Below are 24,612 nucleotides of genomic sequence, written 5' to 3'. Positions count from 1 at the left end.
CCCAGTAACGCACTCGAGCGAAAAAACTGCTCTGAATTGGCGTGTGCCCTGCCCCGGAAAGTCCTGAAAAGCTATGAAAACTTATGAATTCCTGCAGTTGCGCTTCATAAGTGACTTGCCACCCCTCTCATTTACCCCCTGGCCTGCGTTTCATTGACCAACAATGCCGCGTTCAAGCAAGAACGCGCCTGCTCAAACTCGAAGCATTGAACAGCTGTATTCAGTTGCTGAAAGTGACTGCCCAATGCCCCTTTGAGCAGGCCTGCGTGTTGGGAAAAATAGAAGACTGCTTGCACGTCAAAACCTTCCAACAGGGAGTCGAGGTGGCGGCAAACCGCTCGAATCTCATCGAGGTCCCCAGCTATCGGGTCCACTTCGATTTCGGGGCTCAACTGTTTATGTAGCTGCTCCAACAAACTATTCAAGGGTTCGCTAAGCCGCTGCCAATAGCTTTGCAATTCCTCTCGAGGGAGTTGAGATCGTAATGCTTCCTCTAACGCATCAGCGGCTTGAGCAACTCGGTCAGCACCAATGGTGGCCGATACGCCCTTGCAGCTATGAGCCAATTGTTCTGCCCTATCGAACTCTCCCTTGGTCAAAGCAATGTTTATCTCTTCGAGCGTGGAACTTTGATCTCTCATGTAGCGATTTAGCATTTCTACATACAAATCCTGCTTACCGAGCACACGCCGTAATCCAGCGGCCACGTCGACGCCGTCCAGGCTCAGCAAGCCCTTCTCTTCAGAGGACGAGTTCGTCAAAGCGGGCTGTGGTGATGCTCCAGGAATTGACTGGAGCGATGTGTCCGCCAGCCAACGCTGCAATACGGCATATAGTGTCTGCGGCTCGAATGGCTTACTGATAAAATCATTCATACCGGCGGCGATACACGCGTCACGATCACACTGCCTGGCATTGGCGGTCATCGCGATCACGGGCAACCTGCTCATGCCGGGTTGCTGACGAAGCTGTCGCGTGGCGGCCAATCCATCAAGAACCGGCATCTGCATGTCCATGAACACCAGGTCATATTGCCCTTTTGCCAGTAAACTCAGTGCCTCGCGACCGTTAGCCGCGACGTCCACGTGACAATTTACGACCTGCAGCAACTCGACAGCCACTTGCTGATTCAGATCGTTGTCTTCCACCAGCAAAATGCGTGTTCCATCTGCCACCTGCCATTCATTGCGTGCCGGCATGGAAGAAAGAAAAATGATATCCGCGCTTTTGGCCAGAGCTAAGCGCACTTCGAACCAGAAGTGACTTCCCTCCCCCATCACACTTTGGACACCCACTCGGCCTCCCATCATTTCAGCCAGTTGCTTGGCAATTGCCAAGCCCAGACCGGTTCCACCAAAGCGTCGCGTCGTCGAGGTGTCTGCTTGCTGAAAACTGTGAAACAGCCGCTTTATCTGCTCGGGAGCGAGACCGATGCCAGTATCGGTCACACTGAAGTGCATCAACGCGTCATGAGCACCTGACTGGCGCACGCCAACTTCGACTCGAACCTGTCCTTGTCCAGTAAATTTCACCGCGTTGGTCAGAAAATTGAGCAGTATTTGTCGCAAACGAAGTGAATCGCCACTTAGCCGTTCTGGCACATCCGGATCAACGCTGAGTTGTAAATCCAATCGTTTCGCAGCGACTGCGGGGCGTACCTGATCGAGTACGTCCTCCAGCATTTGCGTTAAGCTGAAGTCACGAACTTCCAGCTCAAGCTTGCCTGCATCAATTTTGGAAAAGTCGAGAATATCGTCAAGTACGCCGAGCAGATGCCGACTGGAGCTTTGCACCTTGTTCAAATAGTCCCGCTGTCGTGCGTTCAACTCCGTTCTCAACGTCAGAAAAGTCATGCCGATAATGGCGTTCATCGGAGTGCGAATTTCGTGGCTCATGTTGGCCAGAAATTCGGTTTTGATTCGGGCACTGTCTTCAGCTAGCTGCCTGGCCTTGCGCATCTCGTCAGCTGCCACGTATTGGGCGGTGACATCTTCGATGATCCAGATCGATCCACGCGCAGACAGATAACCTGGCGCGACTGCACGCGCACTGACACTGGCCCAGAAAATACTGCCGTCCTTGCGACAAAGCTGCATTTGCTGCTGAAAAATCTCACCGCGGTCGAGCGTCTCGCGAGCTGCAGTTTGAAATACCGACAGCATATCTGCCGACATCACATGTCCCATCCAGATCAGCGGGGAGCGCTGCAGCTGTTCTCCTGATTGATAACCAAACAGCTCGTCCATCCGCGAGTTGGCCTGCACAATCAACATGCCTCGCACCATGGCAATGCCATAGGGTGCGGCAGTCACAATAGCCTCCTGCTGCTCGTGGATTTCCCTTAACCGGGATTCATCCGCCTGACTTTGCGTCAGATCGCGTATAGCAACACACAGACGGCCTTGCCCTTGTCGCGCCGGCAACAGACACATCCGTATTTCAGCGGGAAACTCACTGCCATCAGCACGTCGGCCGACAGTCTCGACCGTGTCAAGGACGTTACGCAGCCACATTCTTTCCAACGCAACTTCAATCAGTTCGCGCTGACTGTCTGGCACTAGGTCTCGATAGTGTTTACCCAACAGAGCACCCGGCGCATAACCGAACGCAGACTCACTCTCCTGATTGGCCAAGATGACATTTTGGTCGTCAAAGACCAGAAGCGCCTTAGGCGCGAACTCAACAATGCCGCGGTACCAGCTTTCGGTGACTTCCAGTGCCTCCTGTCTTTGCTGGAGAATCAACGCCTGAGCTTCCAATTGCTCTGCTTGGATGCATGCTTTTTGTAATAGCTGTTGATTGTGCAGGCGCTGCAGCACCGAGTTGAGCATCGTGGCCAATCGGTCAGGTAGGCTATCAATGAGTTTTATTTGGGCAGGGTTCGGTCGATTAGCAAAAGCGAGCTCCAAGGTCGCCAATTGTTGCCCCTCCTGCTGTAGCGGCAAGCTGAAGTGCACTTGGCCAGCACCTGGCACCAATGGAGCGGAATCCAGCAGCAGGTCAACTTTGCAACCCAAGCTCTCGCTCAAGCGCTGCTTTAACGTCGCAGAAAACACTTCTGGACAGCTAGACAACTGTAACGCCTGCATCAGTTCGCCGAGGTGGACTCTGGCCCAATGCTGGTGCAATAAATCGGCGTGGACCTTGGCATATGAATCGAATGCCTCCGCCAACGATACAACTTCTGCCAATCCTGTGAGACGCTCGGAATGCTGCAGAGGTTCTCCCGCGTGTAATTTTCGCATCCGCTCGGAAAGCAGTTGCAAGGGAATGATCAATCGCCGGCGCAGAATGACGAAAAAAACCCAAAAACTCGCTCCAATGGTAATTAATTGGGTCAAAACGCTGAGGGTTCTCGCCAGTTGAGCGTCCCGCAATGCTGCCGAAAACTTATCGTCCATACGTTTAGTAATGGAAATATTCAGTTGATTGAGGGCGTCAGCAAAATTCCATTCAGTATTAATGTAAGTGGTAGTCGCCAGAAGTGAACTGGCCCCCACGGGGCTACGTTGAGTCAGGCTGTCGAGCTCCATGCTCGATTGTTTGAGATCCATGGCCTCAACGGCCAGCAACATTCGCTCTTCCGCCTCATTGAGTCCCGAGGCACGAATAGCCATGGCAATGTCGTGGAAGGCGTGGCCATTACGTGTTTTTTGATAGTAAAGGCGGCGGAACTGCTCATCGTCTGTATTGGCATAGAGGCGGGCTAACTGAGTTAACTCACGGTTTAACGCGCCTAGTTGCGCAATGCCGACGATAGTCTGGTGCCGCTGTTCGGTGGCTTGCGTAACTTGAGCACTATAATAACTATCCAGGGCGGAGGTAGTCAGGCAGACGGCCAATGCTAATCCAAAGCCTGCGGAAATTAGTTTGCTTACTCGCGTCAGACTCATGCCACCTCCAGCTAAAAAGCCCCAACCGGTGTTGGAGCATGCATGAGCCAGTAAACCGCGGTACGATTGCCGACGCTGTGAAAAACCGTTTTATGGGCTGCTCAAAACGATGAAATACGATGAAAACTTATGAAATTCATGGCCACTGTGGGTATTGCAACGGCTTGCCATTTGTTTGCATTCCACCTGGCCAGCCATCTACTCCGGATGTGACCAGCACGCTTCGTATCCGTGGCCGGCAGAGACCTAAAGCCGCCCCTCATCAAGGGCTAGGTTCGACCATGAAATCACATAAGCGGATTAACGAATCAGCGATCAGTCACAACAACTGACATAGCGCAAACTATGCTACGCCCCCTCCTCTTCACGATCTCGTATGCCTTATTCGATCGGGCGCTCCTGCGAGGATACATGCTCACCATCGTCGAAAATTTCTGGATGATCGTTCATATACACGTTGAACCTGCGAGCGACGTTATAGCTGTTGTAATTGGACATGACCAATGCTGCATCAATGAAGAACACGAAAACTAGCCCGCCGCCTGCGCAGTAAGCACCAAGCGTTGATCCCTTCACCGCTACAGCGAACCCAAGCATGCAGCCTATGGCCATAATTATCATTCCGATAAATAGTGAGGCGAGTGCACTTGCGATGTCCCCTGCAGTGAACCGAAGCATTGGCTTTGGCGATTCAGGCGAAACAACTACGAACCGAGCAATTTGCCGAATTTGCCTGTGATTCCTATGGCCTATCAAAGCTAACCGAAGTAGAAAATCAGCCTTGATGCGATTCGCACGAACCCCGCTGGCGATACGATAGCTTTCAAGATAGATAGCTTCATCTAGGTAACGAGTAAAGGGGCTTTGGGAGGTATCGACTGCGCGTAGCTCTCGTAAAATTTTGTGATGCCTGCGTGACCAATGGCGGTCATACAGCGAATAAACTTTAAAGAAACTGCTCAGAGTTAGAACTATGACTCCCACCAGAGTACTAACCAGCGCACCAACCGCAGCGACCGTGTTATCAGTCTGCGCTATAAAATCATAAAACATCGATCACACCTTCAAACCAATTTTCCATTTAACAGTAATCCGAGCTGCCGCCCCTTCCATGCATAAACCCTCCCGGCTTTAGGGTTGTCGCTGCGGGGCGTCAGACTGAGAGTGTCTTTATCGCAGATGCCATTGTCAGGCCTGGGAATGCGTGTAACGTCCCGTTCCGGTCAGCAAAAGACTTTCACATTGGAGGAATGAAGGAACAGCAAAAGCCGCCCACGAGGTGAAAATGGCAGCAGCTTCATGACGCAATAGCTCGTCCATTGTGGCGGCGGCACATCGCTGCTCCAATAACGTAATCAGTAAGGCACACCTTACGAGCGCAAGCGTTCACAAAGTGTTTTCGCGGATCAGAGGATTTTTTCCAACCTACAGCAAACTACGCTGCACCGCTTCGTTCAGGGTGCTGCGGGTAAGTGATTCGACTATATTGCCGGTGTCTTGCTGGAAGGGGATCGCGACGATCAACAGTAGGTGCATCCAGGTACGTACCGACTCACTCTTGCGGACACGCCCCAGTTCTTTGCCGTTCTTGTCCTTGAACACGGTTTCCAGGGTGAAGGTGTTCTTCGCTGTAGAGGGGATGATGAAGAACGTGGCACCTGTAATGATGGCGGAGGCCATACTGAACTGTTCGTTGTTGTACAAAGTCGCTTCGGCATAGATATCTGATTCGACCTTGTCGGTACTGACCCGAGCAAAGCGTCCGGACTGGCGGAACGACTCAGTAACCGCCGCTTCCCACTTGGCGGTGGGAGCCCCGGCAGCGGCGTTGGCCGGTCCACCATTGACCTGATACATCGCAGTGGTGCGCACGAATGCCGTCGGCTTCTGCTGCGGTGCATTAGCTGTTGGCGGCCAAGCTTGCACAGGGGCCAGTTCGTGCTGTGAGTAGGACATGCAACCTGTCAGTAAAACGACTGTAAACATGAGGCTGTATTTAATGAAATCCAACATATAACTCTCCTTTGATTTATTGTTCTGCCAAGTGTGCGGTGGCAGTATCTAGCAGTTGTGTAACTAGTTCGTTCAGCTGCTTGGCTCCCATCGTTGGCGCCCAATATTCGCTGCTATACAGGCCGACATTGTGCTCGAACTTGATTTGCTCCTTCGCAGCTGCCAATTCTTTACCGTCACGGTCAACGATCACCAGATCACCTGCGACATCGAAACGATCTACATAGACAGGTCCGTTGACCCAAATCCATAACGTCAGGGTCAGCAACGCTCCAGGGAAGTAACCTGGGTGCGGGCTGCGATGTCCTTTGAGGGACGTCATATTAAACTTAAGCAATACATCGTTCTCACCCAGGCGCGAGGGGTATTCCGTGACTTGTTTGAAATATCTGCCTGCCTGAACGTATTGGTTGAGTTGAGCAGTGAGTGAGCGGCTAATGGCCGTACGTGTTCCGTCATCGATACCTGAAGCGGAAATCATCACATCGAAAATTTGTGCGGTACGGGGACTGCTGATAGGAGCTGGGTGGAGCGGAGCACCCAGCGGACCGGTTACGTTATAGGAAACACAGCCCATCATCGATAAAGGAGCGATAAAAATCACAGCCTTGAAAATTGCTCTAAACACAAAATATCCTTATGTATAAAAATCCCGCACACATCTAAAAATCACCGTCAGAGCACAACAATCGTTATGATTAAGTCGGTATATTTAAGATGCCGAACAAATTCGAAATTTTAAGTTTCTTAAACTATCAAAAGTGACTTTCTGCGCCACTAGCTAGATCAGTTGGTACGCCGACGTTTCTCGCGCCTATTTCCCCTTATATAGAATCTCCCGCATGCCCACGCATTTCGTTAAAGACCGAAAAACTTGAAACAGTCACATGGATTGACCTTCCCGCTGCTTCGACATAGCCGCGAAACTGGCTGGCAGAGCCACCGTCGACCTCGTTGAGGATGGTAATGGCAGCGGTGCCGCGCAGGCTGGGGTTACCGAGAATGCTCCCGTCGCGTTGCGTACTTTGCGTGGGCTTCTTTGCCAGCAAGCCTTCAGTACCAACGCTGTACTCATGAAGGCGGTTCTGCGACAGACAACTAGTATTGGGCGCGGCGATGTTGACGATGGGCACGCCATTGCCTGCGTGTTCCGGCGTGAAACCTGATGTAATAAGCAAGAGGCCGTCGGTCTGGTTCCAGAATGCTTGCCCGGACATGACGTTGGCCAGCAACTGGGCCGGTCCGCGCTTGGGCAGACCACAGAAGTGCTCACCCGACAAGGCAACGGCCGCCGATGGGGAATCCGGTAGGGCCAACAGGCGGACGTCCATATCAAGCCCTCAAACAAGGCACAACGCGTGGCCGCGAAAAGGAAAGCCTGAATAGATACGCCCAGGCTGGGACAGAGCCAGGCTCTAACTTTGATAATAAAAAACATCGTCCCTTTAAAGATCGCCAATCTGCGCCAAACGGACCACCGATTATGCCAACTTGCCAAAATTGGCAGTAGCGACAGACAGCAGTGGATAGCAAAGTTTGGCCTTGGGAAACAATGCCGCACTATGCGGTCAGTACCACTTTAACTGCGTGATCCCGAAGGTAATCACGAAAGTGTTGGACACCGTCAACCATCGTTTAGGGAAGAACGTGTTGTGCTCACAGAGGCTCGCCACGAAATAGCTTCGCGCGTGGAGATGGGACGTCTGGGCGGGTGGCGCGGTTTAGCTCGCTCAGAGGCTAAGCCTAAATGGGGGAACCACAGAAAACGGAATTCAAAGTACGCGAAACCAATTGCAGCCATTATAACGGTCTGATTTTCCCTGCATTGGACTGAGCTGCAGCCATTACCGTCTCCAGCCGCACCAATCGGGACAATCGATAGTCACCCACAGAAGTGTGCAAGGTACGTTTTTTTGAGTGGCCAGAAACTCCCAGGACATGGGCTGGAGCCACAAGTGCCGAACGGCTTACCCGCATAAATTGCAGTGCTGCCAGCTCCACACCCTCGACGCTGGTTTTATGCGGTAGAAACCACTCGACGCCATCTGGCAGAACACCAATAACATATTTCTGCTCAGCTTTGATGAGTGCACACTCGGAAATATCTAACTCCCGATAATCGCGTCTACACCAGCATTTTAGCGAATGGCTTGGCGTGCGTCTCCGCTCCGTTGGATTCATCCCCCTACTGAGTAACCTGGAGAACGCGAAAGCCCGACGGAGAGATCCCTGCCATCGTTTAAAGGCTCGCGCGAAGGCACTGTGCTCGGAAAATCCGAGAAGAAACGCAATATCCGTCAACGAGGTTGACGGCGTGATGAGGTACCTTTTTGCCAGGTCGTGACGAAGCCGGTCTAAAAGGATCCGGTAGCTCACGCCACGCTCCGCGAGCTTGCGTTGCAGGGATCGACGACTCATGGCCATCGCCTCCGCCAAACGATCCTCACTGCGTTCACCCGTCGACAGTTTCTCTGGAAGAAATCTCCGATAGCGGATTGCCCAAGTGTCCGAAACCGATAATTTTCGGTCAGCCTTCGTAACCATGGCGAAAACCAGCTGTAAGACTTATGGATACTTTGCGGTTGTGTGGTTACCGTTTTCGGACGCTTTTAAGGGGTTTTTCGTGTCTCGCACCTTTCTTAATGCCCGCGTCAGTACCCCGACATTACCAAGTCCGAACCTGACAACCTGACAACCTGACAACCTGGCTAACTCACTGACGAGAATGTCATCAAAGAACTGGGTAAATACGGCATTCCCGGTGGGTAATGTTCGATTCACTACTGTCCAAGGCAGGACAAAGCTATCGTTCTCGGCCTCAAAAACCACTTCACACTCGAAAAAGCGTTCGTAAGATGAGCGGTCGCTAGGGCATGGCCGCTTCAGGTGAACAGAGCGCAGAGGCAATGGGGCGTGGAGGTTCGTCCGACACGTGCCAACGATCAGCGAAAAACCGAAATCGGCCATGGCATACCCCACCGCGGTCTTACCACGACCGCCGTCAAAGGGAAGCCTCTAACAAGCCAAAAGGCTGGCGACCGGAAGCAAACGCTCGGTGACGACCAGGCTTTCTGACTAAGGTTCGTAGTCTTCCGGTGGTTCGAAAGCCGCGCCATAGCGGCCCTTGATCCAAGGTTGGACAATTTTGTCTTGAAGCTCGCGGACATAGGCTTGGAACTTCGGGTGCTCGTGTGCATTCGGGCCGAAGACATTAAGCATGAGGTAGCAGTTGGTGAGTGCGTCGTAGGCGTACAGCAACCAGAGATCGTGCTCACCTTCCGAAATCTTCACCTTCCGATAGAAAGGATCAGAAATTTTCTCCCAACGTTGGAGAACCGCAGGGGAATCGGTAAGTTGAACCTTGCCAAGAGGCTTCTGGTAGAGCGTAGCATCGCGGCCCCAGTAGGCGGGGTGGTCGCCGCAAACCTTGAAGTTGTAAAAGTCTACAAAGAGCTCATACCAGGTAGGGAGCTCCATGAATTCGGGCGTTACGAGAATCTTGGCGTACTGCAAACAGCCTCACTTAGAGAGATGGCTCCTGCCATTCCCGGCTAACTGTTGGACGTGCCTTCTGCGACCGAGGGGAGCGCTGAAGCTTGCCGGTTTCGACGAAACGCTGGAAATGCGAATCACCAACGCGGGCGGCCTCAGAAACCACGGCAACAGGATCGATCTTGTCCTTGTGCACACGGCGCCTTGGTTTCGGCTGGCCCGAGGCAGTCGAGTTGCTATATATAAGCATCTGAATCCCTCCTGAGGGGTTGTGACCATATCGTAAGCCTAACCCCTGATTTGAGCAATGGCGACTGATGGCAGGTAGCTTAGAGCGGGCCGGGGCAGCCCCCCCCCCCCCCACCAATACTCATCAGTCGCCCGTGCAAGCCGCGCGAAGGGAAAGCGAACACTACCGCAAGTAGGCTGCGCTGACCGAGGGCTGGGTACAAGCATGACCCGATAAAGATAAGCAACCCCATGCTGGCTATCGGCTGCGCATCGATAGGTGCCAGTCCGCAGACTGACCCCAGGCGAAGCCCCTGATCAGCTGTTGCATCGCCTCAAGGAGGGATAATGATGGTGGATTACATCTCTCCTGCGCGGTTGCGTAGTTGATAGCCGAGATGCCGCGACAGATTTAATTATCCAAAAACAGCACCTGGGAATTCATGAATCCCTCCACACGGCCGTGGAACGGGGACGCCAATAGCTGTCGACGACATACCGCAATAGTTGACAGAAAATGCATTGGCTGTGCCACCGCGGCCACAGCTGGCACAGTGTCTACAATAATGTTGGCTCCGGGTTTTGGTGGCCTACCTACGGACATCAGGACATCATTTCAGGCCGTAAATCCAAGGCCCATTTAAGCTACCAGCGACTCGCTCGTTGATGCCGTTGATGCCGTTGATACCGTTGATGCCGTTGATGCCGTTGATGAGCGAGCGATGGCCTGCGGCATCACATGCCCCCCCCGTAATTTCGATAGGCATTTAAAGTCGAGCCGCTTGCATAGGCGCAGGCGTGATTGCAGTGCGAAGACGTTATCCAATGAATTAAATGATGTTCGCGAAATCAGTCATCAGTTCACCCCGCTACGCCAAACGTCCCGAACCTTCTGCGTCAAGCTCTGACCTCCGACTTCGAAGATCGCCGTTTTTGCCTCTGCGACTCCAGCCCGACCACCAAGGCTAGTAAACTACCGCCAGCAATCAGCACGCTGGCCAGCCAACCTAGAGTTTCGGCGAATTGGGTGAAGAACAAGGTATACAGTTGGATGATCAAAAACGTCACCCCATAGCCGATCAGCATCCCAAATCGCCGGCGCACCCCCACCGCCAGCACGCTGAGGCTGACCAGCGCCCAGAGGAAATTGAACATCAGCAGTTCACCGTTTTCGGCAAAATGCCACGGACCTTCGATCAAGTCGTAACTACCGAATAACGACAGCAGCCACAAGGACATTTCGCCGACAAATAGGCCACAGGAAATCCACACCTTGGCAAACCCTCGGAAGCGGGCAAGCAAGCTGACTTCACAACGCAGATGTACGGCTCCCGCAGCAATCAGTGCCCCCGCAGCGCTGAGAAAGCGTAGCGGATAGTTCATACCAAACCAGTAGGCACTCCAGCCGGACACATAGCCGGTGCGACCACCAAACCAGACAAAAAATAATACGCTGCATAATGTCAGCAGTAATACATTGCCCAGGGCATAGCTGAGCACCAGCAAAATCAGCAAATCGATCAGCAACAAAGCTGGCCAATTACCGGAACCATCCGAATAGATCATGCCCAGCACAAAACTGACGCCAATCAGTGCAAGGCCGCCTAGCAACACGGCGGTACTACCCAACATCCTCAGCCCTTTTCCCGGCAACCAACGCCCGACAACGAAAAGCCCCAGGGTCAGCGATGACAGGCTGACGGCCAATGTGACTAGGGTGAACGTCACATGCTCCTGCAGAAACAGCAGCAAGCCGGCCGCCAGACTGATCGCTCCGAACGTTAGAAACCAGCGACCGAGCGAACGCCAATCCCATTGGGTTAGCGGATACAGCTCACCGATACAGCCGTGCGTAGTGGTATCAATTTGGCCATTGCGCAGCCATTGATCGAGAGCGTTGTGAATTTGGCGATTGCGGCGATCCGGATTCATGAGCGATCTTCCCGGGCGCGTTGCGCAGCACGCTCGAACAACCATCCCAGCAAAACCCCGATCACTCCAGCCACGGCAAAAAAAGTTGCGCCGCTAAAGCGATCCGAGGAGTACTCGTAGAATCGTGTGTAGAGGTCGATGCCCAGAAAGACCACGCCGAAGCCAGTGAAGCTGGGGTGTTTAAAGCGCGCACCGATCACTAATTGACTGATTATCGCCAAGGTGAAAAGCAGTACCCAGAGTCCAGCCTGGGGTGAATCGTAATTATCTAGGCTCAGAAACCACAACGAACAGTTAAAATAGAGCAGTCCGAAAATGACATACAAGCGCCCGAAGCCACTGTGGTGGCGCAGCGCTCGAACTTCAGCACGCTGATGCCAAAGCCCAGTGAGCGCGACCAGCCCGGCAACCACCGCCATGAGGCGCTGATCGAGGATCTCGAACACATAACCGCCACCGCCCGCATATTGTTCCCAGGAGCCCAACCCGTGAAAAGCGCACAGCAGTCCTAACAGCAATGGCCAACGCAGGCGATAACGATAAGCGGTAGCCACACTCAAGACGGCAGTAACCAGCAGCCCCCTTGGGAGGTGAACAAACGCTCCTTCATCGAAATAGGTTTCGCCGAGTATCAGGCTGCCACAAATCAGCATCAGCCCCACCGTCAAAATCACAATCCCGGTCAGCGGCATGCGGCCGGCCGGGTCGCGAGCCAGGCGTACTCCCATCCACCACAACACCCCGCCGCTGATAAAACAAAGTACAGCCGCCAGCAAAAAGGATTCACTCAGTAAGCCCACCCCCCCCAGGATGGCCATGCCGATTAGCAAAAGTGCACCAATCGCCAGCCATTGCAATGCCGTCGACAACAGTTGGTTCGGCCGTTGGTACGGCGCGCTCAACAGGTCCTGGGTCTGCCGGTCGATCAGGCCTTGGTGATGCCAATCGGCAATTTCGTAAATCATCATCTGCGGTGTGGTGTTTTTCATGGTGTCAGGATCCGCGTTATTGTTCGCATGATGGGACGGTGTAGGTTCATGGGTGCTAACACTTCTTCTGTAGTACGTGTTTCATCGGCAGCAGCAATCGCTTCTTCACGGAGTCACGTGCCCCATCACCAACATCGCGGGGTAAGTACAAGGGGGCACGCCACTGAAAAGCTCATCTGAAGAAGCCGGCGTGTGTTGTTAATGCTGCTTGCGCAGCGTGACTCATCATTCTAAAAGCCCGTCGAGCCGGCGCCCGTCATATGCATCGTCAAGGCTTAGGCTGGCTTTCCAACCATTAGCCAGAACACTACGATCAACCCCGAAAAGGCCGGCAATCCAAGCCAGAACCAAATTCGTGCGTAGCGCCAGTACTGCGGTGACAATGGAGCACTCAACGCGTCGGCTGCGCGCGCGAGGTCGCGCATACGTACCTGCAACCAGATCACCGGAAGCCAGCATGCGCCAGCCAAAAGGTAGAGACACATCGCGTAGATGGGCCAGCCACTGTGCGGATAGCCTGCCAGGTGGATCAACGCCAAGCCGGTAATGGGCTGCAGCAGCACTGCAGGCGTCGTGAACATTAAATCAGCGATGACAGTGTGCTCGTTCGTGATGCGGATGGCGCGTACATCGCCACTGCGGTCGGCCATCCACTTGAACCAGGCAATGCCGACACCCGTTCCCATCAACACTGTGGCACTGAGAATGTGGAGGCACTTAATGACGAGATAGCCATTCATGCAGGCACCTCGCGTACATCGAAGCCGTCGAGCGCGTTGAGATATTCGTCGACCGAAAGCAACCCCATGCAAGGCATGGCTCCCGAGGGCAGCTGCTCACCGTTCGCCAGCTTACGAGCGAGCGCGATCGACGCGCCACAGGGAATATGGGGGCCGTGATTGCGTGTCGCGATTAGATACCAATGGAGGTCGAGCGGTTGCCCCTTGGTGTCGGTGCCCGCCATCGAAACAAACATGGCGCCTTTGTCGCTGACGAACGATTCGAGCCAGCGGCTAATACGATGTAGTGGCGCGACTAAGGGTAAAAGGCTATGCATCAAGTGAAATCGCACCAGATGAGAGGCAGCCCAGACGAACAGGTGTCCGGCCGGACTGGCGAAGCCAGCTTGAAATGTAACCGTCTGCACGTCCGGATAGCGCGCAGGGAACAAGATGAGGTCCGGCACATCACAACTGCCGAGCAATCGCCTGCCAACCGGCGATGGGAAGCGGTGACAAATCATGTCTTGCCAACCGTGCGTCGGCCCCCAATGCCCATTTTCTAGGCGATTGAAAGGCTTGCCGCAATAGCTGAATACGCCGCGCATGGTGGCAATGCCGGGAGCGCGCGCGCCGGATGCAATCCCATGACGAACCGACTGGAGTTTACCGAACCGGCTTGCGTAGCGATCAACTACCGCCGAAGACAAGGCTGGCAGGGAACTTGCGCCACTGGTGACAAATACGCCCGCGACACGCGCCTCAGCATCGAGCAGGGCGATACCTGCTACGAAATCGCGCCCATCGGCCAGGTCGATATAGTTGGCACCGGCGGTAATGGCAGCCCGCGCGACGGCGTAGTCTTGTCCCTGGAACGGTCCTGCGGTATGGATCACCGTCCGCACACCCAGTCCGGCAAGTCGCTCCGCTAGCGCAGGATCGCTCGCATCGATCGCCACCCCCTGGGTTGAGGGCAGGCCCAGTGCACGCACCGCTTTGCGGGCACGGACACCGTCGCGACCACCAATGATAAGGTGGACTCGCTCATTGCGTGCCAGGACTCCGCAGATGCGTTCACCGAAGAATCCGTAACCACCCAAGACAAGAATGACGTGTGAGGCGCGATGAGTTAACTCCTCAGTCCTCGACTGAGGCTCAGTGCCAGCGGGAGGGGATTTCATGGCGTCGATGCAAATACGGAGAGATAGTTCTCAGGCACGCCCCCATCAACCATGCGCTTGCTGAGTAAATAGGAGGGCACTACGAAGCCTGCATCCATCTCACCAACAACAAGCAGTTCGTCTCCCTCAGTGACGTGAAAAGAAAATTGATTGATACAACTCCAGCCATCATCATTTATTTCCCAGCTTCGTGCTTTAACCAGTTGATTACCCGCGCCGCCGCGCCGCCAGCGAATTGGTTCAAACTGGATTCCTTGGCCGTTGTCAACCTGGCCATCCTTCCGTTTACCCTCTATTGCGACGACGGAGCGCACTTTTCCTTGGAACACAACTTGACGCTCGTTCCGGTGAGCCCAAAATTCAGCGACCCCATGGTTCAAAACTTTACAGGCGTGCGCATTAACCGGTGCAATCCAAAGAGCAACCACCGCGGCGAATGAGGCAACAGTCAAGAAAATACGAGCGCCTGCACAATGGGAGTCCTGATTGATCGCTTGAGTTGAATTCATACGGAAAACTGTCCATTCCAGCTTGTTATATATGCTAACGACGTGGAGCACCCGCAGGTCAGCAACGAAAGGAATGACAAAGTCCCTGACCGACAAGGAGCGCCCTATCGGTGAAGAACAGTGAGTAGTCAAACTTGGGTGAGGATAAACAAAGGCTGCCCTGAGACGCGCGACCCTTTGTGCCAGTCAGGATACACATCACGCCAGTCGCCCCTAGTTCGTTACGGCAAATTTCGACGGTCGCAATACAGGGTACTGCGCCTAAGTGTTTCGTGACGGTGTTGTTCCGCAGGGAAAACGCTTCAAACCGATGACGTATGGTTGTTTGAATAGTGAGTTTTTGCTGACGATCCGTCGTGTCTTTACCGGCAACCTGTGAAAAGCTTTTTCACCCCATTTTAGCAACGGGGGTGAGAGGCAGGTACAGAGCGTCTTTGCGACCAGTGAATTGACCCGTGTCGGCGCAGCCCCATTATTTACTCTCCGAGCGAGCGCCCCGCGACGCTGATTCCAGCCGCGTCAATTCACGTTCTATATAGGCGTTAAGGATGCGTAGCGGCGGCATATCTTGTATTTCATTCGCCGTTCGCTTGCGCACCAGCAATTGCTCAATGCTCGCGCGCACGTCTGCGTCTGCGTCTGGCGCGGAGGCCTTGAGCGGCTCACTGAAGCGCATCGGCACCAGTCCGTGCTGCTGCTCCAGCCAGCGGCACGCCATAAGTGGGCGCTGAGCATAAAAGTATCATTTCAGGCGTACGCACTCGCTACCTAAATGCTCGCGGTAGCTCTGGCGCGCCATGTGCAGGTAATGATGAAACGAGCGCCTGGCTTGGGGCAGTCGGGCCGCTTCGCGCGTGGTGGACAGGAAACCCCTGTGGGTTTTGTAAGCCACTGGCGAATCCAGCCTTTCAATCAGCGCGGTATTGCCTTTTTAAGCAACCCCAGGGCTTTGCGTAACTCTCAGCCACAGATGCCCAGCTCATCGCAAATCGGGCACCACTTATGAGAAACCGCCTTCTTATACTGGCGAAACCCTCACAACGGGGAGTTTCCACGGGCGCATTGCTGCTGCGCCTTTCAATGAGTATCCATGGCAATACCGGAATCACAGAAACGGTCGACTCAGCTGACATTGCTTCGTGTTGCTGTGATGGCGGTAGTCGCGTTGCTGAATATCTTGCGATTGCGATCGATGGCAGGTGAGTTGGTATTGCAGTGGGCATAGGTGGACGAACGCTCAGGTGTTGAGCTCCTGTTTCTCAACACCTGGCCTAATGCATCAGAAGTCGAAAAACACGGTTTCTGCTACGCCCTGAACATGAATATCGAAGCGGTACGCCAACTTGCCATCCACCGTACAGCGCCTCGCGATCAGGGATTCGCGACGATGGGGCTGCTCGATCAGATTCAATACCGAGTCCAGTGCATTGACTTCGGGTTCATCGTCGAAATACAGACGGGTTTGCAAGTGAATATTGATGCCGCGCGCAAATAGCGCCACGTTGATATGCGGCGCCGTCGGAACGCCCGAGGCATTTTTCACCCTGCCGGGCTTCAATGTTTTGATCGTCCATTCACCGACATCGGTAGTGGCGGTACGACCAAACCCGTTGAACGGTTTTTCCAGATCGTAGGCGCTGTCGTAGACACCCTCGTGATTGGCCTGCCAGAACTCCAGAAAAGCGTCCCGGATCAGCTGACCATTCCCGTCATGGACATGACCCACCAATAGAATGTGTTCACCTGGCGCGCCAGGCTTGGCCATCTCGCTCCAGATTTCCTGCTGACGCGGCGTGTTGCCGGCAGCTTCCAGCGCCAGACCGATGTGGACATAAGGGCCGGCTGTTTGCGATGGGGTTTCCGGCAGAAGTTGAACGGGCATACGCAGGCCTCCTCAGCAGTTTTCGAAGTGGGTCTTGCGCTGACCGCGCAGAACGATATCAAAGCGGTAAGCCAGGCAATCCATGGGATTAGCCATGCTCATATCCAGTCTGGCGATCAAGCTCTGCACTGCTTCCTGATTCGCGATCGACTTGACGATCGGGCACATTGGTATAAGCGGGTCACCCTCGAAATACAGCTGCGTAATCAAACGCGTGGAGATGGACGAGCCACTGATGGAGACATGGATGTGGGCCGGGCGCCATTCATTGGGACCATTACGCCAGGGGTAGGGGCCGGGCTTGACTGTGCGGAAACTGTAATTACCATCGCAGTCGGTCAATGCACGACCGACACCACCGAAATTCGGGTCAAGCGGGGCCAAGTAGCTGTCTTTTTTATGTCGGTAACGGCCACCGGCATTGGCCTGCCACATCTCCACTAAAGTATGCGGGATCGGCTTTCCGTACTGATCACACACTCGACCTGCGACGATGATCCGCTCTCCGATCGGCAGACCACCATGATTGAAGTTCAACAGCAGATCGTTATCGTACTGACCCAACTTCAGGTGGGAAAAATCCGGGCCGCTGGTTTCGGATAATGACTGGGGGATACTCACCAGTGCTTGGCGGGGAGATCGCAGGATGGATGTCTTGTAGTCCGGTGTCAGGGCTTTGGGATGCCAATTACGGTCACGTATGACAAAGCGGCTGTCGTGCGCATCAGACATGTCGTTTTTCCTGTTGTTATGGTTGGACTAAGTCGGGCACTGACTTGGCAGCGCCCCGTTACCTACTGTCCTCTCAAACGGTCCAACCAGAAATTGAAAAAAACACCCTTATAGATATCTAAATGGTTATGAATGCTTCCCTTCCCGATATTCCTGCCCAACCTCGCGCAGCGCCTCTACGCACCATTGCGCCGCCTGTGATACCGGCACCGCCGGATTTGAGCAGAAGCCCACGGAGCCCCCCTGCTCACGCATTCCCAGGTCCAGTTCAACCAACTCACCTTGACTCAAGTCCTGCCTGACGGCATCAAGGGGGGCGACCCAGATGGCCTGACTGCTTTGCACATAACGCCGACTCAGGGCTATAGACAACGTCTCAAGGCGCTGTCGAGATGGCGTTATTCCGTGCTGCACAAACAGGCTGTCGGCGAATTTGCGGATCGTTGTCCCCGCGGACGGCAAAACCAACGGATAGTCCTCCAGATGTTTATGCCCCGGTGAGTCAGCGAGCGCGGGATGGCCGTTGCGTACGACCAAGGTCATGGATTCGCTGTAGAGGTGTTCGAACGCCACCCCCTGAATCAGCGGGCTATCGGTCATTCTGCCTACCACCAGGTCCAACTCACCGACCCGCAGGCGCGTCAGCAGGTAGGCGCTCGGCCCGGTCACGACACTGAGCACCAACGCGGAGTGTCGGGCATGCAAACGGCACACAATTTCCGGCACCAACAGACTTTCGACGGTGGACAGTACGCCCAACTGCACAGTAATGGGCTGATGCACGCCGGAGCGCAAACTGTTGACTCCTTCGCGAAGCGATTGCACGCTCGGTGCGGCATAGCGCAAAAAGGCCACGCCCGCATCAGTCAGCGTCGAGCCCTTTTTGCCCCGTTCAAACAGGGTGGCTTCGAGCAGGGATTCCAACTCCTTGAGCGACTTGGAAAGCGCTGGTTGACTGATTGCCAATTGGTCGCAAGCACGTGCCAGACTGCCCTGGCGCGCCACCTCGAGAAAACACACCAGATGACGGAATTTGATTCGTGTATCGATGTTCAATCGAACGCTTTTCCTTCGTGGCATGACATCCATGAGTGCTGGATATGAAGAGTTTGAGCGGTTGAACTTCCAAGAGCTAGCCGCCGAGCCTGCCTGCGGTGCAGAGCACTGTTCACGGAGTAAACCGGGAATGATTCTTTCGTGCTTACGCCCTCCCCTTTCTGCGCCGCGACACGATCTCAATAACCATTTTGTAGCGATCACATCTAACGATGCAGGGTAAAGCCTCCTGTGTGTGAACGCGTGCGAGCGTCAAACGGAGGCTACCTCATTTCCTCTTTGGGGCTTACTTGGTCAACCAAGACTCGACGGTGTTAGCGCCGTACTGACTCTTCCACTGCTTCAAGGTTTTATGGTTGCCACCCTTCGTTTCCACCAACTCACCCGAGTGCGGATTTTTGTAGACCTTCACTGCACGAGCCTTGCGACTTTTAATCCCCGATTCAACGCGCGGCTGATGGGAAGCGTAGGGATCAAACAACGCAATGATGTTTTTCAAGCTGTATCCGTACTCACTCAGCAAATCACGTAATTTTTTTTCAAATTCAATTTCGCGCTTCAAGCCAGTGTCGCTTTTCATTGTCTCAAGCGCAGCCAATTGCTCAGCCAAATGTTTTTCCAGCTCACGAAACTCAATTAGCTTGGACATATCTGTACTCCCGTTTTTAGTTGTCTGAAGTATATGCGAAACAAGCCCGAGCCAGCAGCATCTCCTAACACATCCATAGAGCATCCTGGGGAGTGAAGATTCCAGTACTCTCGTGGTCAACATCAGCGTCGCTGAGCTCAAACGCGAAGCAGCAGGCCTGCAGCGATCTTGGCGTTGTCGATTCTGCTTTGCGTCGCGGCGGCGGTTGAACGAGTTTTGTCCAAGAACGCCCACCTAGGAGCCGCGCAGGTGAAGCCCGAGTCTCTTTAGCCCGACTCAACCTCGCAGGACATATTGACGCGTTACGAAAGCTGCCGTGTATTCCGGTAAAGCAAGATCTGGCACGCAGCTCCTAGGCCAACGATGCGTTTCGTTTCGCCCAAAACCAACACTCAGTTCGGGACACGAATGTCGAACAAGTGCCCTGTGTTGAGAAGGAAGGCAAAGTGCAGGACGGTTGGGAGGCCAACAAGGGTTGAATCGCCCCGGTTTTTCTAGATATCTTGCAAGCTCATTGCGTAACGCTTTTCAAATTCTACCGGTGACAGCTGATTGTTGAAACCATGCCGGCGTTTTGCGTTGTAGAACATTTCGATGTAATCGAACACATCACTACGAGCATTCCCGTGTGGTGTAGATTTTCCGCTTGATCCGTTCCCGCTTTAGAAGCTGGAAAAAAGCTCTCGGCCACAGCATTGTCGTGACAGTTACCTCGGCGACTCATACTGGCAAACAAATTGTTCACCTTCAAAAAACTGCGCCCAGCGGAGCTGCTGTACTGGCGGTCTTGGTCGGAGTGAACTATCACCTCCTGCTTCGGTTTTCGCCTCCAAACCATCTGCGACTTCATTGACCAGCCAACGATCTGACGAGAAAACAGATCCAGCACCACAACCAAATACAACCAGCCTTCAAACGTACGAATGTAGGTGATATCGGTGGCCCAAATCTTGTTGGGCTCCACGGCATCGAACTATTGCTTCAGCAAATTGGGTGAGGCGACCGTTGGCTTACCCCGTACTTGCCGGGACGGCGTCGATATCCTGTGTGAGAGCACAGACCTTCAAGAAACATCAGCCTCCCCACCCGATGCCGACCACAATCTTCACCGACCTCGCGCAGATCGTCATGGATCTTGCGACAGCCATAAACTCCACCGCTCTCCAGCCACGATTGCTTGATCAAAACCAGCAATCGCTGGTCGTCTTTAGCGCTTGCTGATTGCGGCTCAGACAGCCAGGTGTAATCGCCACTGGGATGGACTTTCAGCGTCAGGCAAAGCCACCGAATGGAATAGTCACCCGCTCGTTGCTAGATAAAGGCGTACTTCAGCCGCACTCCTTGGCAAAGTACGCGGCGGCCTTTTTTTGAAAAAACCTCGCTCTTCAGTGAGCCGCTTGAGTTCCGCTCGCAGACGACGCAGCTCAGCGTGCTGATCATCATCCTGCTGCCGTTCTTGTTGAGGTTTGCTGTACGCTTTATCCAGGCATAGAGGCTATGCGTTGACACGCCAACACGTGCAGCTACATCAGCAACAGTCAGTTTCTTTTCGGTCACTTGATTGACCGCTTGGATTTTAAATTCTTCGGGGTAACGCGGGTTGCTCATGGCACCTCCTAATTGGCCTCATTTTGAGACATGGAGTTATCTACGAAACCCGGGGCGATTCAGTTGTAGTTGATCTGCTTACCAGTCACATGCTCGTTGAACCGAAAGGAATCACTGGGCAAATCATGGTTGTGATCAGCAACATGCTGATTGATTTGATGACCACCTGTCCCCTTCCATTGGCGTTCAACCGTGGCTCCTCCAGTTTCAACATGAGGCTATGGAATTCCTATCTGCATGCTTTGCTGTACAAACAATCAGTATTATGGAAATTGTGTGATGCCGGGAAAAATTATCAACCTTGAACAAATCAGAGCGTTAAAGGAGGGGGGAGTCGAATGGGGACCGGCCCCATTCATGGATCTACCGCTTTCCTTCTCGACAGCCCACTGCGCCGCCCGCGCCATGCTGAACTGGTCAGTAGAGGCACACTCATTTCGGTCCGGGGTTTCAGTTAAGGCAATCAGGAAACTTGAAGAAAGTCGAGGGGCATTGCGACCGGTCACGATGCAAGACTTGTCGTTCGCATTCGAAGCGGAGTCTCTGGTCTTTTTTCCTGGACAGAAGCCCATGCTCGGTCATGACTGCCGCGGTGGAACCACGGATCCCAGGACACGTGACGACTTCCATCAGCTCGAGTAGCTATGGGCCGTTTTCAGCTAGACGCAACAGGCAGAAAACAGCCAGAAGCGGCACAGTAAACAAATCCGTTCAATGAGCACGGTCGAGTCCTGATGATTAGCGACTCGCTACGACGCGACCAGAATGGGCCCGTCAGGCTGTCGGCGGTGTCCACCTGCGTAGGGAGCACCCAGGTGGGATTTCGAACTTGGTCGGGTATGCACAATCAGCACTCGAATACGAGCAGCCCCGAACAAGCACTGATTATTGTCTAGTCCTGATCTGCCCTGATCCCTCTGTGGATTGCTGCAGTTGAGAGTTTTCCATTCTCTCGATGTGGATCGTATTGTGTGTGATCGACTGCGCAAGCTGTTCCTCGGCTTTGCTGAAGCGAATTCCTTCGCCAAGAATCCCGCGCGCTTCCAGATCCAGGGCAAAGTCCATGATCTTGGTTTTCGTTACGTCCAGGATGCGAACCAGCTTGTGTACAGGCACGTGCAAGGCTGGCTCAAAATCTGTCCTCATTAGATTCCTGAACGCCGTGTCGAGACCAGCAGGAAATTTCACCATCACCGTTCCGATCTCAGTACGCTCCACCAGATCGATGATCTGGCTCACTGAGTCGCGTGCAAGGTGTTCACACATAGATGCGTGGAGTTCGCCACCCATGTCGACAGGGATCCACCCGCTGTACGGATTGAAAGCCTTCAGTTCACCCGTGATGATCCGGTAGCTGGGTACCGAGCGTGTTTCGTATCCGTTCAGTTCGTCATTGAGCCATTCATCGATGTCCTTGATCTTGAGCTTTCTGGACACGAGCAATGCTTTACGCAACAGATCTGGAAGGTGGATTGTCCGATCTAGCACGTCGCTTTGTAGCTCCAATACCAGGCTATCCATAGAATTAGAGCGCTCCCATGAAGGTAATCACTGCAGGTAGGTATGAGGCAAGCACATTGCCGGCAGCGCCTTCCAAGACGGTTTTGATCGAGCCTAAGCACTCCTTGATGATGCCCTTCTTCGGAGCCGGCGAACTGTTCTGCACCCTAATGGTCTCGACGTCAGATCGCAGGCCCTGTGCAACGACCTGATCGTTGATCTTTGAAATATCTTGGGAAAAGGCCTTCAAGAAGGCGTCCAGATCTAGGTGCTGAACGCTCTGGTCGAAATGCTGACTGGAGTGCTGAGCATCTTGCTGCACTTGCGAGTTGTGCATCGATCCGATGGAGATGTTGTTCGTTTTGCTCATAGGGGCGGCCTCACTCCGAGATGGCGACTTGACACTGCATCATCCAGTTTCGCTCGAAGCGTGGCAACTTCGAAACGCTATCTGCCCCTTCATAACCTCGCCCAATGCAGCTTTCTCCATCAAGGTGACCTGCGCCCCAAAACAGCCATCCAAATTAGGGGGCGGTAGGAACCCTTGCGCCCCTTTGCAGTCGAACTTGAAGACAAAAGGCCATCAATGTAGTATCACGGACCTTTTACGTCAGTACGGCAGCTCGAAACGGAATGAGATTCTTACAAAAATATGCGACCGTAAGAGGCGTAGTGATGGCTTTCGGCTTTTATGCTGGGCTAATCTCTAGCTTGGGCTACATTATGGAGAAGCTGTCAGGAGCTGCCGCAGTCGTGGAACCTTTCGTCTGGGCCTGTACAGCAGCGTTTTTCACGCTTATCTTCAGCTTAGGAGCGCTAGGATGTGGCTATACTCAGCAACTGAAACAGGATGAAATTGATAGGCTGTGCAAAGTGAAGGCTGACCTGGAAGGTCAGGTATTGAGACGTAGAATTTCGTCGAAAGGGAGAAAATCAACATGACAGAGATTTTCTTGGTGTTTTTAGCCCTCGGCTTCATGGCAACTGCTGCGTTCGTCGTTGTGATGAATCGGCTACGACGCACGAAGGCAACATATGCCCTGTATGCGGTCAGGGATAAGCTTATATCCTTGGTAGCTAATGACTCATTAAGTGAGGACTCGGCCGTATTTAAGCACTACTACAAAAGAATAAACATGCTATTGCAATACGCGCCAAATATTGGAATAGACCAAGCATATAAATCTTTCTTACTGCTTAAAAATGGGAACAACACAAATTTTCTTGAGGCCTTTGAGAAAGCTAGAGAAGAGACAGAGAATGTCTTAAGTTCAAAGGAACTTGAAAGCGAGGAGATCTCCAGAGTAGTTCAAGACTACTACTCGACCCACATGGAGATGGTTCTCTCCCATAGCAGCGCTACAAGATTTTTTTACTATGCTCTACGACACAAAATATTGAATATGGACGCGCTCAAAAAATTACCAATAAGCCTTCAGAAAGCCATGGCAATGGTTAATTTTTCCGACGATGAAATTGAAAATATTTACGAGCGTCGAAACTGTATGAACTAAAAACAAATCCCCGCAATCGCGGGGATTTTTTTGTCCCTCCCCGGTGTCCTGCCAAACGAACCCAGACCTTAATTTTGCAGTTCCCACACGTAATCTTGGCAAGCTGCCAGCGCAATCAATCCTTAGTCGCCTGTGATGGTGACAATTCGTTGAGCATGCTCAGGGCAAGGCTAGCGCACGAGCAACCATGAGCCATGGCATCAGTGTCCAACAGCTTGTAGTTATGGCACATCGTTGAAGAAGACGTGATGACCGAGTTGTAGCGTCTGAGTGGCCTATGCCATCCGGGCTAGCGCCTTCAGCATCGTCGTGGCGCCGCCGGTAGGATCTGATACAGGGTCGCGACCTTCTTTTGTAACGCGTGATCTGCCACCAAGTGTTCAAGGCGATTTGCCACTATTCACCTATTCTGGCGAAGAGATTATCCTGACCAATCGGACAGGATTGTAGGGTTATCCTACAGGCTATACCGAGCCATCCCGCCAGAGTCATGCTGTCCCAGACTCAAGGTAGATTTCCTCGCAACGACTCAAGGACGACTCATGATTTCCTCTGCCCGACTGGGTGACAAACATGTCTGCCCAATACCAGGTCATGGCACTACTCCGATTGATTCAGCTAGTACCAACGTAAATATCAACTTCATGGGCTCTGCTCGTGTTGGCGATAAGTGTGGCTGTGGCGCGGTCATCACCACCGGGTTTCCCTCGATTCA

22 protein-coding genes and 3 pseudogenes are annotated in these 24,612 nt (G+C 53.3%); 3 read left to right on the top strand and 22 right to left on the bottom strand.

Translation table 11 applies throughout. The features are described 5' to 3' along the window. Nucleotides 1–131: 131 nt before the first annotated feature. The 20 genes and pseudogenes from C7534_RS31480 to C7534_RS31380 all read right to left on the bottom strand — a co-directional run bounded on the left by C7534_RS31480 (nt 132) and on the right by C7534_RS31380 (nt 20,883). Nucleotides 132–3,893 carry a PAS domain-containing hybrid sensor histidine kinase/response regulator gene (locus C7534_RS31480; protein WP_109788192.1) on the bottom strand — a complete coding sequence of 1,254 codons (3,762 nt, stop codon included), beginning with the start codon at nt 3,891–3,893 and terminating at the stop codon, nt 132–134. A 381-nt stretch (nt 3,894–4,274) separates the two neighbouring features. Then, nucleotides 4,275–4,946, bottom strand: coding sequence for a hypothetical protein (locus C7534_RS31475; protein ID WP_109788191.1), 672 nt, complete (start codon nt 4,944–4,946; stop codon nt 4,275–4,277). Nucleotides 4,947–5,318: 372 nt separating this feature from the next. Further along, on the bottom strand, nt 5,319–5,906 hold the full coding sequence (locus C7534_RS31470; RefSeq protein WP_109788190.1) for a hypothetical protein: 588 nt from the start codon (nt 5,904–5,906) through the stop codon (nt 5,319–5,321). Nucleotides 5,907–5,922: 16 nt separating this feature from the next. Beyond that, nucleotides 5,923–6,486: a hypothetical protein gene (locus C7534_RS31465; protein WP_442963240.1), complete on the bottom strand. Its 564-nt coding sequence runs from the start codon at nt 6,484–6,486 to the stop codon at nt 5,923–5,925. A 244-nt stretch (nt 6,487–6,730) separates the two neighbouring features. Beyond that, on the bottom strand, nt 6,731–7,237 hold the full coding sequence (locus tag C7534_RS31460; protein ID WP_109788188.1) for a two-partner secretion domain-containing protein: 507 nt from the start codon (nt 7,235–7,237) through the stop codon (nt 6,731–6,733). A gap of 469 nt (nt 7,238–7,706) precedes the next feature. Then, on the bottom strand, nt 7,707–8,330 hold the full coding sequence (locus C7534_RS31455; RefSeq protein WP_256594857.1) for a helix-turn-helix transcriptional regulator: 624 nt from the start codon (nt 8,328–8,330) through the stop codon (nt 7,707–7,709). A 141-nt stretch (nt 8,331–8,471) separates the two neighbouring features. After that, on the bottom strand, nt 8,472–8,873 hold the full coding sequence (locus C7534_RS33440; protein ID WP_109788186.1) for an AraC family transcriptional regulator ligand-binding domain-containing protein: 402 nt from the start codon (nt 8,871–8,873) through the stop codon (nt 8,472–8,474). 108 nt (nt 8,874–8,981) lie between these two features. After that, nucleotides 8,982–9,419, bottom strand: coding sequence for a hypothetical protein (locus C7534_RS31445; protein WP_109788185.1), 438 nt, complete (start codon nt 9,417–9,419; stop codon nt 8,982–8,984). Nucleotides 9,420–10,237: 818 nt separating this feature from the next. Beyond that, a complete protein-coding gene (locus C7534_RS32565) occupies nt 10,238–10,393 on the bottom strand; it encodes a hypothetical protein (protein ID WP_158283948.1) in 156 nt (51 codons plus the stop codon). Between the two features lie 130 nt (nt 10,394–10,523). Beyond that, entirely contained in the window at nt 10,524–11,558 is a 1,035-nt protein-coding gene (locus C7534_RS31435) for a hypothetical protein (RefSeq protein ID WP_109788183.1), read from the bottom strand. Beyond that, nucleotides 11,555–12,547, bottom strand: coding sequence for a DUF2157 domain-containing protein (locus C7534_RS31430; protein WP_109788182.1), 993 nt, complete (start codon nt 12,545–12,547; stop codon nt 11,555–11,557). The genes C7534_RS31435 and C7534_RS31430 overlap by 4 nt, the downstream gene beginning before the upstream one ends. A 275-nt stretch (nt 12,548–12,822) precedes the next feature. Further along, a complete protein-coding gene (locus C7534_RS31425) occupies nt 12,823–13,287 on the bottom strand; it encodes a DUF2269 family protein (protein ID WP_109788181.1) in 465 nt (154 codons plus the stop codon). Beyond that, on the bottom strand, nt 13,284–14,447 hold the full coding sequence (locus C7534_RS31420) for a saccharopine dehydrogenase family protein (RefSeq protein ID WP_109788180.1): 1,164 nt from the start codon (nt 14,445–14,447) through the stop codon (nt 13,284–13,286). The genes C7534_RS31425 and C7534_RS31420 overlap by 4 nt, the downstream gene beginning before the upstream one ends. Further along, the gene (locus C7534_RS31415; RefSeq protein ID WP_109788179.1) at nt 14,444–14,956 is read right to left on the bottom strand and encodes a hypothetical protein; all 513 of its coding nucleotides are present in this window, start codon (nt 14,954–14,956) and stop codon (nt 14,444–14,446) included. The genes C7534_RS31420 and C7534_RS31415 overlap by 4 nt, the downstream gene beginning before the upstream one ends. Before the next feature lie 472 nt (nt 14,957–15,428). Further along, nucleotides 15,429–15,875 (bottom strand): annotated as a pseudogene (locus tag C7534_RS33050) (DNA polymerase beta superfamily protein); the annotation flags it as partial. A 360-nt stretch (nt 15,876–16,235) separates the two neighbouring features. Then, on the bottom strand, nt 16,236–16,838 hold the full coding sequence (pcaG, locus tag C7534_RS31400; RefSeq protein ID WP_109788176.1) for a protocatechuate 3,4-dioxygenase subunit alpha: 603 nt from the start codon (nt 16,836–16,838) through the stop codon (nt 16,236–16,238). Between the two features lie 12 nt (nt 16,839–16,850). After that, complete coding sequence (gene pcaH, locus C7534_RS31395) at nt 16,851–17,570, bottom strand: protocatechuate 3,4-dioxygenase subunit beta (RefSeq protein ID WP_109788175.1); 720 nt, start codon at nt 17,568–17,570, stop codon at nt 16,851–16,853. 126 nt (nt 17,571–17,696) lie between these two features. Further along, nucleotides 17,697–18,626 carry a pca operon transcription factor PcaQ gene (gene pcaQ / locus C7534_RS31390; protein ID WP_109788174.1) on the bottom strand — a complete coding sequence of 310 codons (930 nt, stop codon included), beginning with the start codon at nt 18,624–18,626 and terminating at the stop codon, nt 17,697–17,699. A gap of 286 nt (nt 18,627–18,912) precedes the next feature. Continuing rightward, entirely contained in the window at nt 18,913–19,275 is a 363-nt protein-coding gene (locus tag C7534_RS31385) for a histone-like nucleoid-structuring protein, MvaT/MvaU family (protein WP_109788173.1), read from the bottom strand. 494 nt (nt 19,276–19,769) lie between these two features. Beyond that, nucleotides 19,770–20,883 (bottom strand): annotated as a pseudogene (locus C7534_RS31380) (IS3 family transposase). Between the two features lie 62 nt (nt 20,884–20,945). On the opposite strand from C7534_RS31380, the pseudogene C7534_RS33045 reads away from it, so the two are divergent. Continuing rightward, nucleotides 20,946–21,050: pseudogene (locus C7534_RS33045) on the top strand (recombinase family protein); the annotation flags it as partial. A gap of 718 nt (nt 21,051–21,768) precedes the next feature. On the opposite strand, the gene C7534_RS31365 reads toward C7534_RS33045, so the two are convergent. Together C7534_RS31365 and C7534_RS31360 are read right to left on the bottom strand one after the other, a co-directional pair. Further along, nucleotides 21,769–22,404, bottom strand: a complete 636-nt coding sequence (locus tag C7534_RS31365) for an AbiTii domain-containing protein (protein WP_109788172.1) — start codon at nt 22,402–22,404, stop codon at nt 21,769–21,771. A gap of 4 nt (nt 22,405–22,408) precedes the next feature. Next, nucleotides 22,409–22,753 carry a hypothetical protein gene (locus C7534_RS31360; RefSeq protein WP_109788171.1) on the bottom strand — a complete coding sequence of 115 codons (345 nt, stop codon included), beginning with the start codon at nt 22,751–22,753 and terminating at the stop codon, nt 22,409–22,411. Nucleotides 22,754–23,321: 568 nt separating this feature from the next. Here C7534_RS31360 and C7534_RS31350 point away from each other — a divergent pair. Further along, entirely contained in the window at nt 23,322–23,897 is a 576-nt protein-coding gene (locus C7534_RS31350) for a hypothetical protein (protein ID WP_109788169.1), read from the top strand. A 542-nt stretch (nt 23,898–24,439) separates the two neighbouring features. Continuing rightward, nucleotides 24,440–24,612 (top strand): PAAR domain-containing protein (locus C7534_RS31345; RefSeq protein WP_177412285.1); only part of this gene is annotated, 173 nt, incomplete at its 3' end.

The organism is Pseudomonas sp. OV226, assembly GCF_003148705.1.
Lineage (GTDB): Bacteria > Pseudomonadota > Gammaproteobacteria > Pseudomonadales > Pseudomonadaceae > Aquipseudomonas.
Note: the sequence above shows the minus strand (reverse complement) of the source record. Positions and strands in the feature narration are given on the sequence as shown.

Coding starts and splice junctions, on each gene's coding strand:
- C7534_RS33440 (WP_109788186.1), bottom strand. CDS start 8,873: ATGGCCGATTTCGGTTTTTCGCTGATCGTTGGCACGTGTCGGACGAAC.
- C7534_RS31420 (WP_109788180.1), bottom strand. CDS start 14,447: ATGAAATCCCCTCCCGCTGGCACTGAGCCTCAGTCGAGGACTGAGGAG.
- C7534_RS31365 (WP_109788172.1), bottom strand. CDS start 22,404: ATGGATAGCCTGGTATTGGAGCTACAAAGCGACGTGCTAGATCGGACA.
- C7534_RS31435 (WP_109788183.1), bottom strand. CDS start 11,558: ATGAATCCGGATCGCCGCAATCGCCAAATTCACAACGCTCTCGATCAA.
- C7534_RS31425 (WP_109788181.1), bottom strand. CDS start 13,287: ATGAATGGCTATCTCGTCATTAAGTGCCTCCACATTCTCAGTGCCACA.
- C7534_RS31350 (WP_109788169.1), top strand. CDS start 23,322: ATGACAGAGATTTTCTTGGTGTTTTTAGCCCTCGGCTTCATGGCAACT.
- C7534_RS31460 (WP_109788188.1), bottom strand. CDS start 7,237: ATGGACGTCCGCCTGTTGGCCCTACCGGATTCCCCATCGGCGGCCGTT.
- C7534_RS31480 (WP_109788192.1), bottom strand. CDS start 3,893: ATGAGTCTGACGCGAGTAAGCAAACTAATTTCCGCAGGCTTTGGATTA.
- C7534_RS31465 (WP_442963240.1), bottom strand. CDS start 6,486: ATGATGGGCTGTGTTTCCTATAACGTAACCGGTCCGCTGGGTGCTCCG.
- C7534_RS31360 (WP_109788171.1), bottom strand. CDS start 22,753: ATGAGCAAAACGAACAACATCTCCATCGGATCGATGCACAACTCGCAA.
- C7534_RS31415 (WP_109788179.1), bottom strand. CDS start 14,956: ATGAATTCAACTCAAGCGATCAATCAGGACTCCCATTGTGCAGGCGCT.
- C7534_RS31475 (WP_109788191.1), bottom strand. CDS start 4,946: ATGTTTTATGATTTTATAGCGCAGACTGATAACACGGTCGCTGCGGTT.
- pcaH (WP_109788175.1), bottom strand. CDS start 17,570: ATGTCTGATGCGCACGACAGCCGCTTTGTCATACGTGACCGTAATTGG.
- C7534_RS31385 (WP_109788173.1), bottom strand. CDS start 19,275: ATGTCCAAGCTAATTGAGTTTCGTGAGCTGGAAAAACATTTGGCTGAG.
- C7534_RS31430 (WP_109788182.1), bottom strand. CDS start 12,547: ATGAAAAACACCACACCGCAGATGATGATTTACGAAATTGCCGATTGG.
- C7534_RS31455 (WP_256594857.1), bottom strand. CDS start 8,330: ATGGCCATGAGTCGTCGATCCCTGCAACGCAAGCTCGCGGAGCGTGGC.
- C7534_RS32565 (WP_158283948.1), bottom strand. CDS start 10,393: ATGCCTATCGAAATTACGGGGGGGGCATGTGATGCCGCAGGCCATCGC.
- pcaG (WP_109788176.1), bottom strand. CDS start 16,838: ATGCCCGTTCAACTTCTGCCGGAAACCCCATCGCAAACAGCCGGCCCT.
- C7534_RS31470 (WP_109788190.1), bottom strand. CDS start 5,906: ATGTTGGATTTCATTAAATACAGCCTCATGTTTACAGTCGTTTTACTG.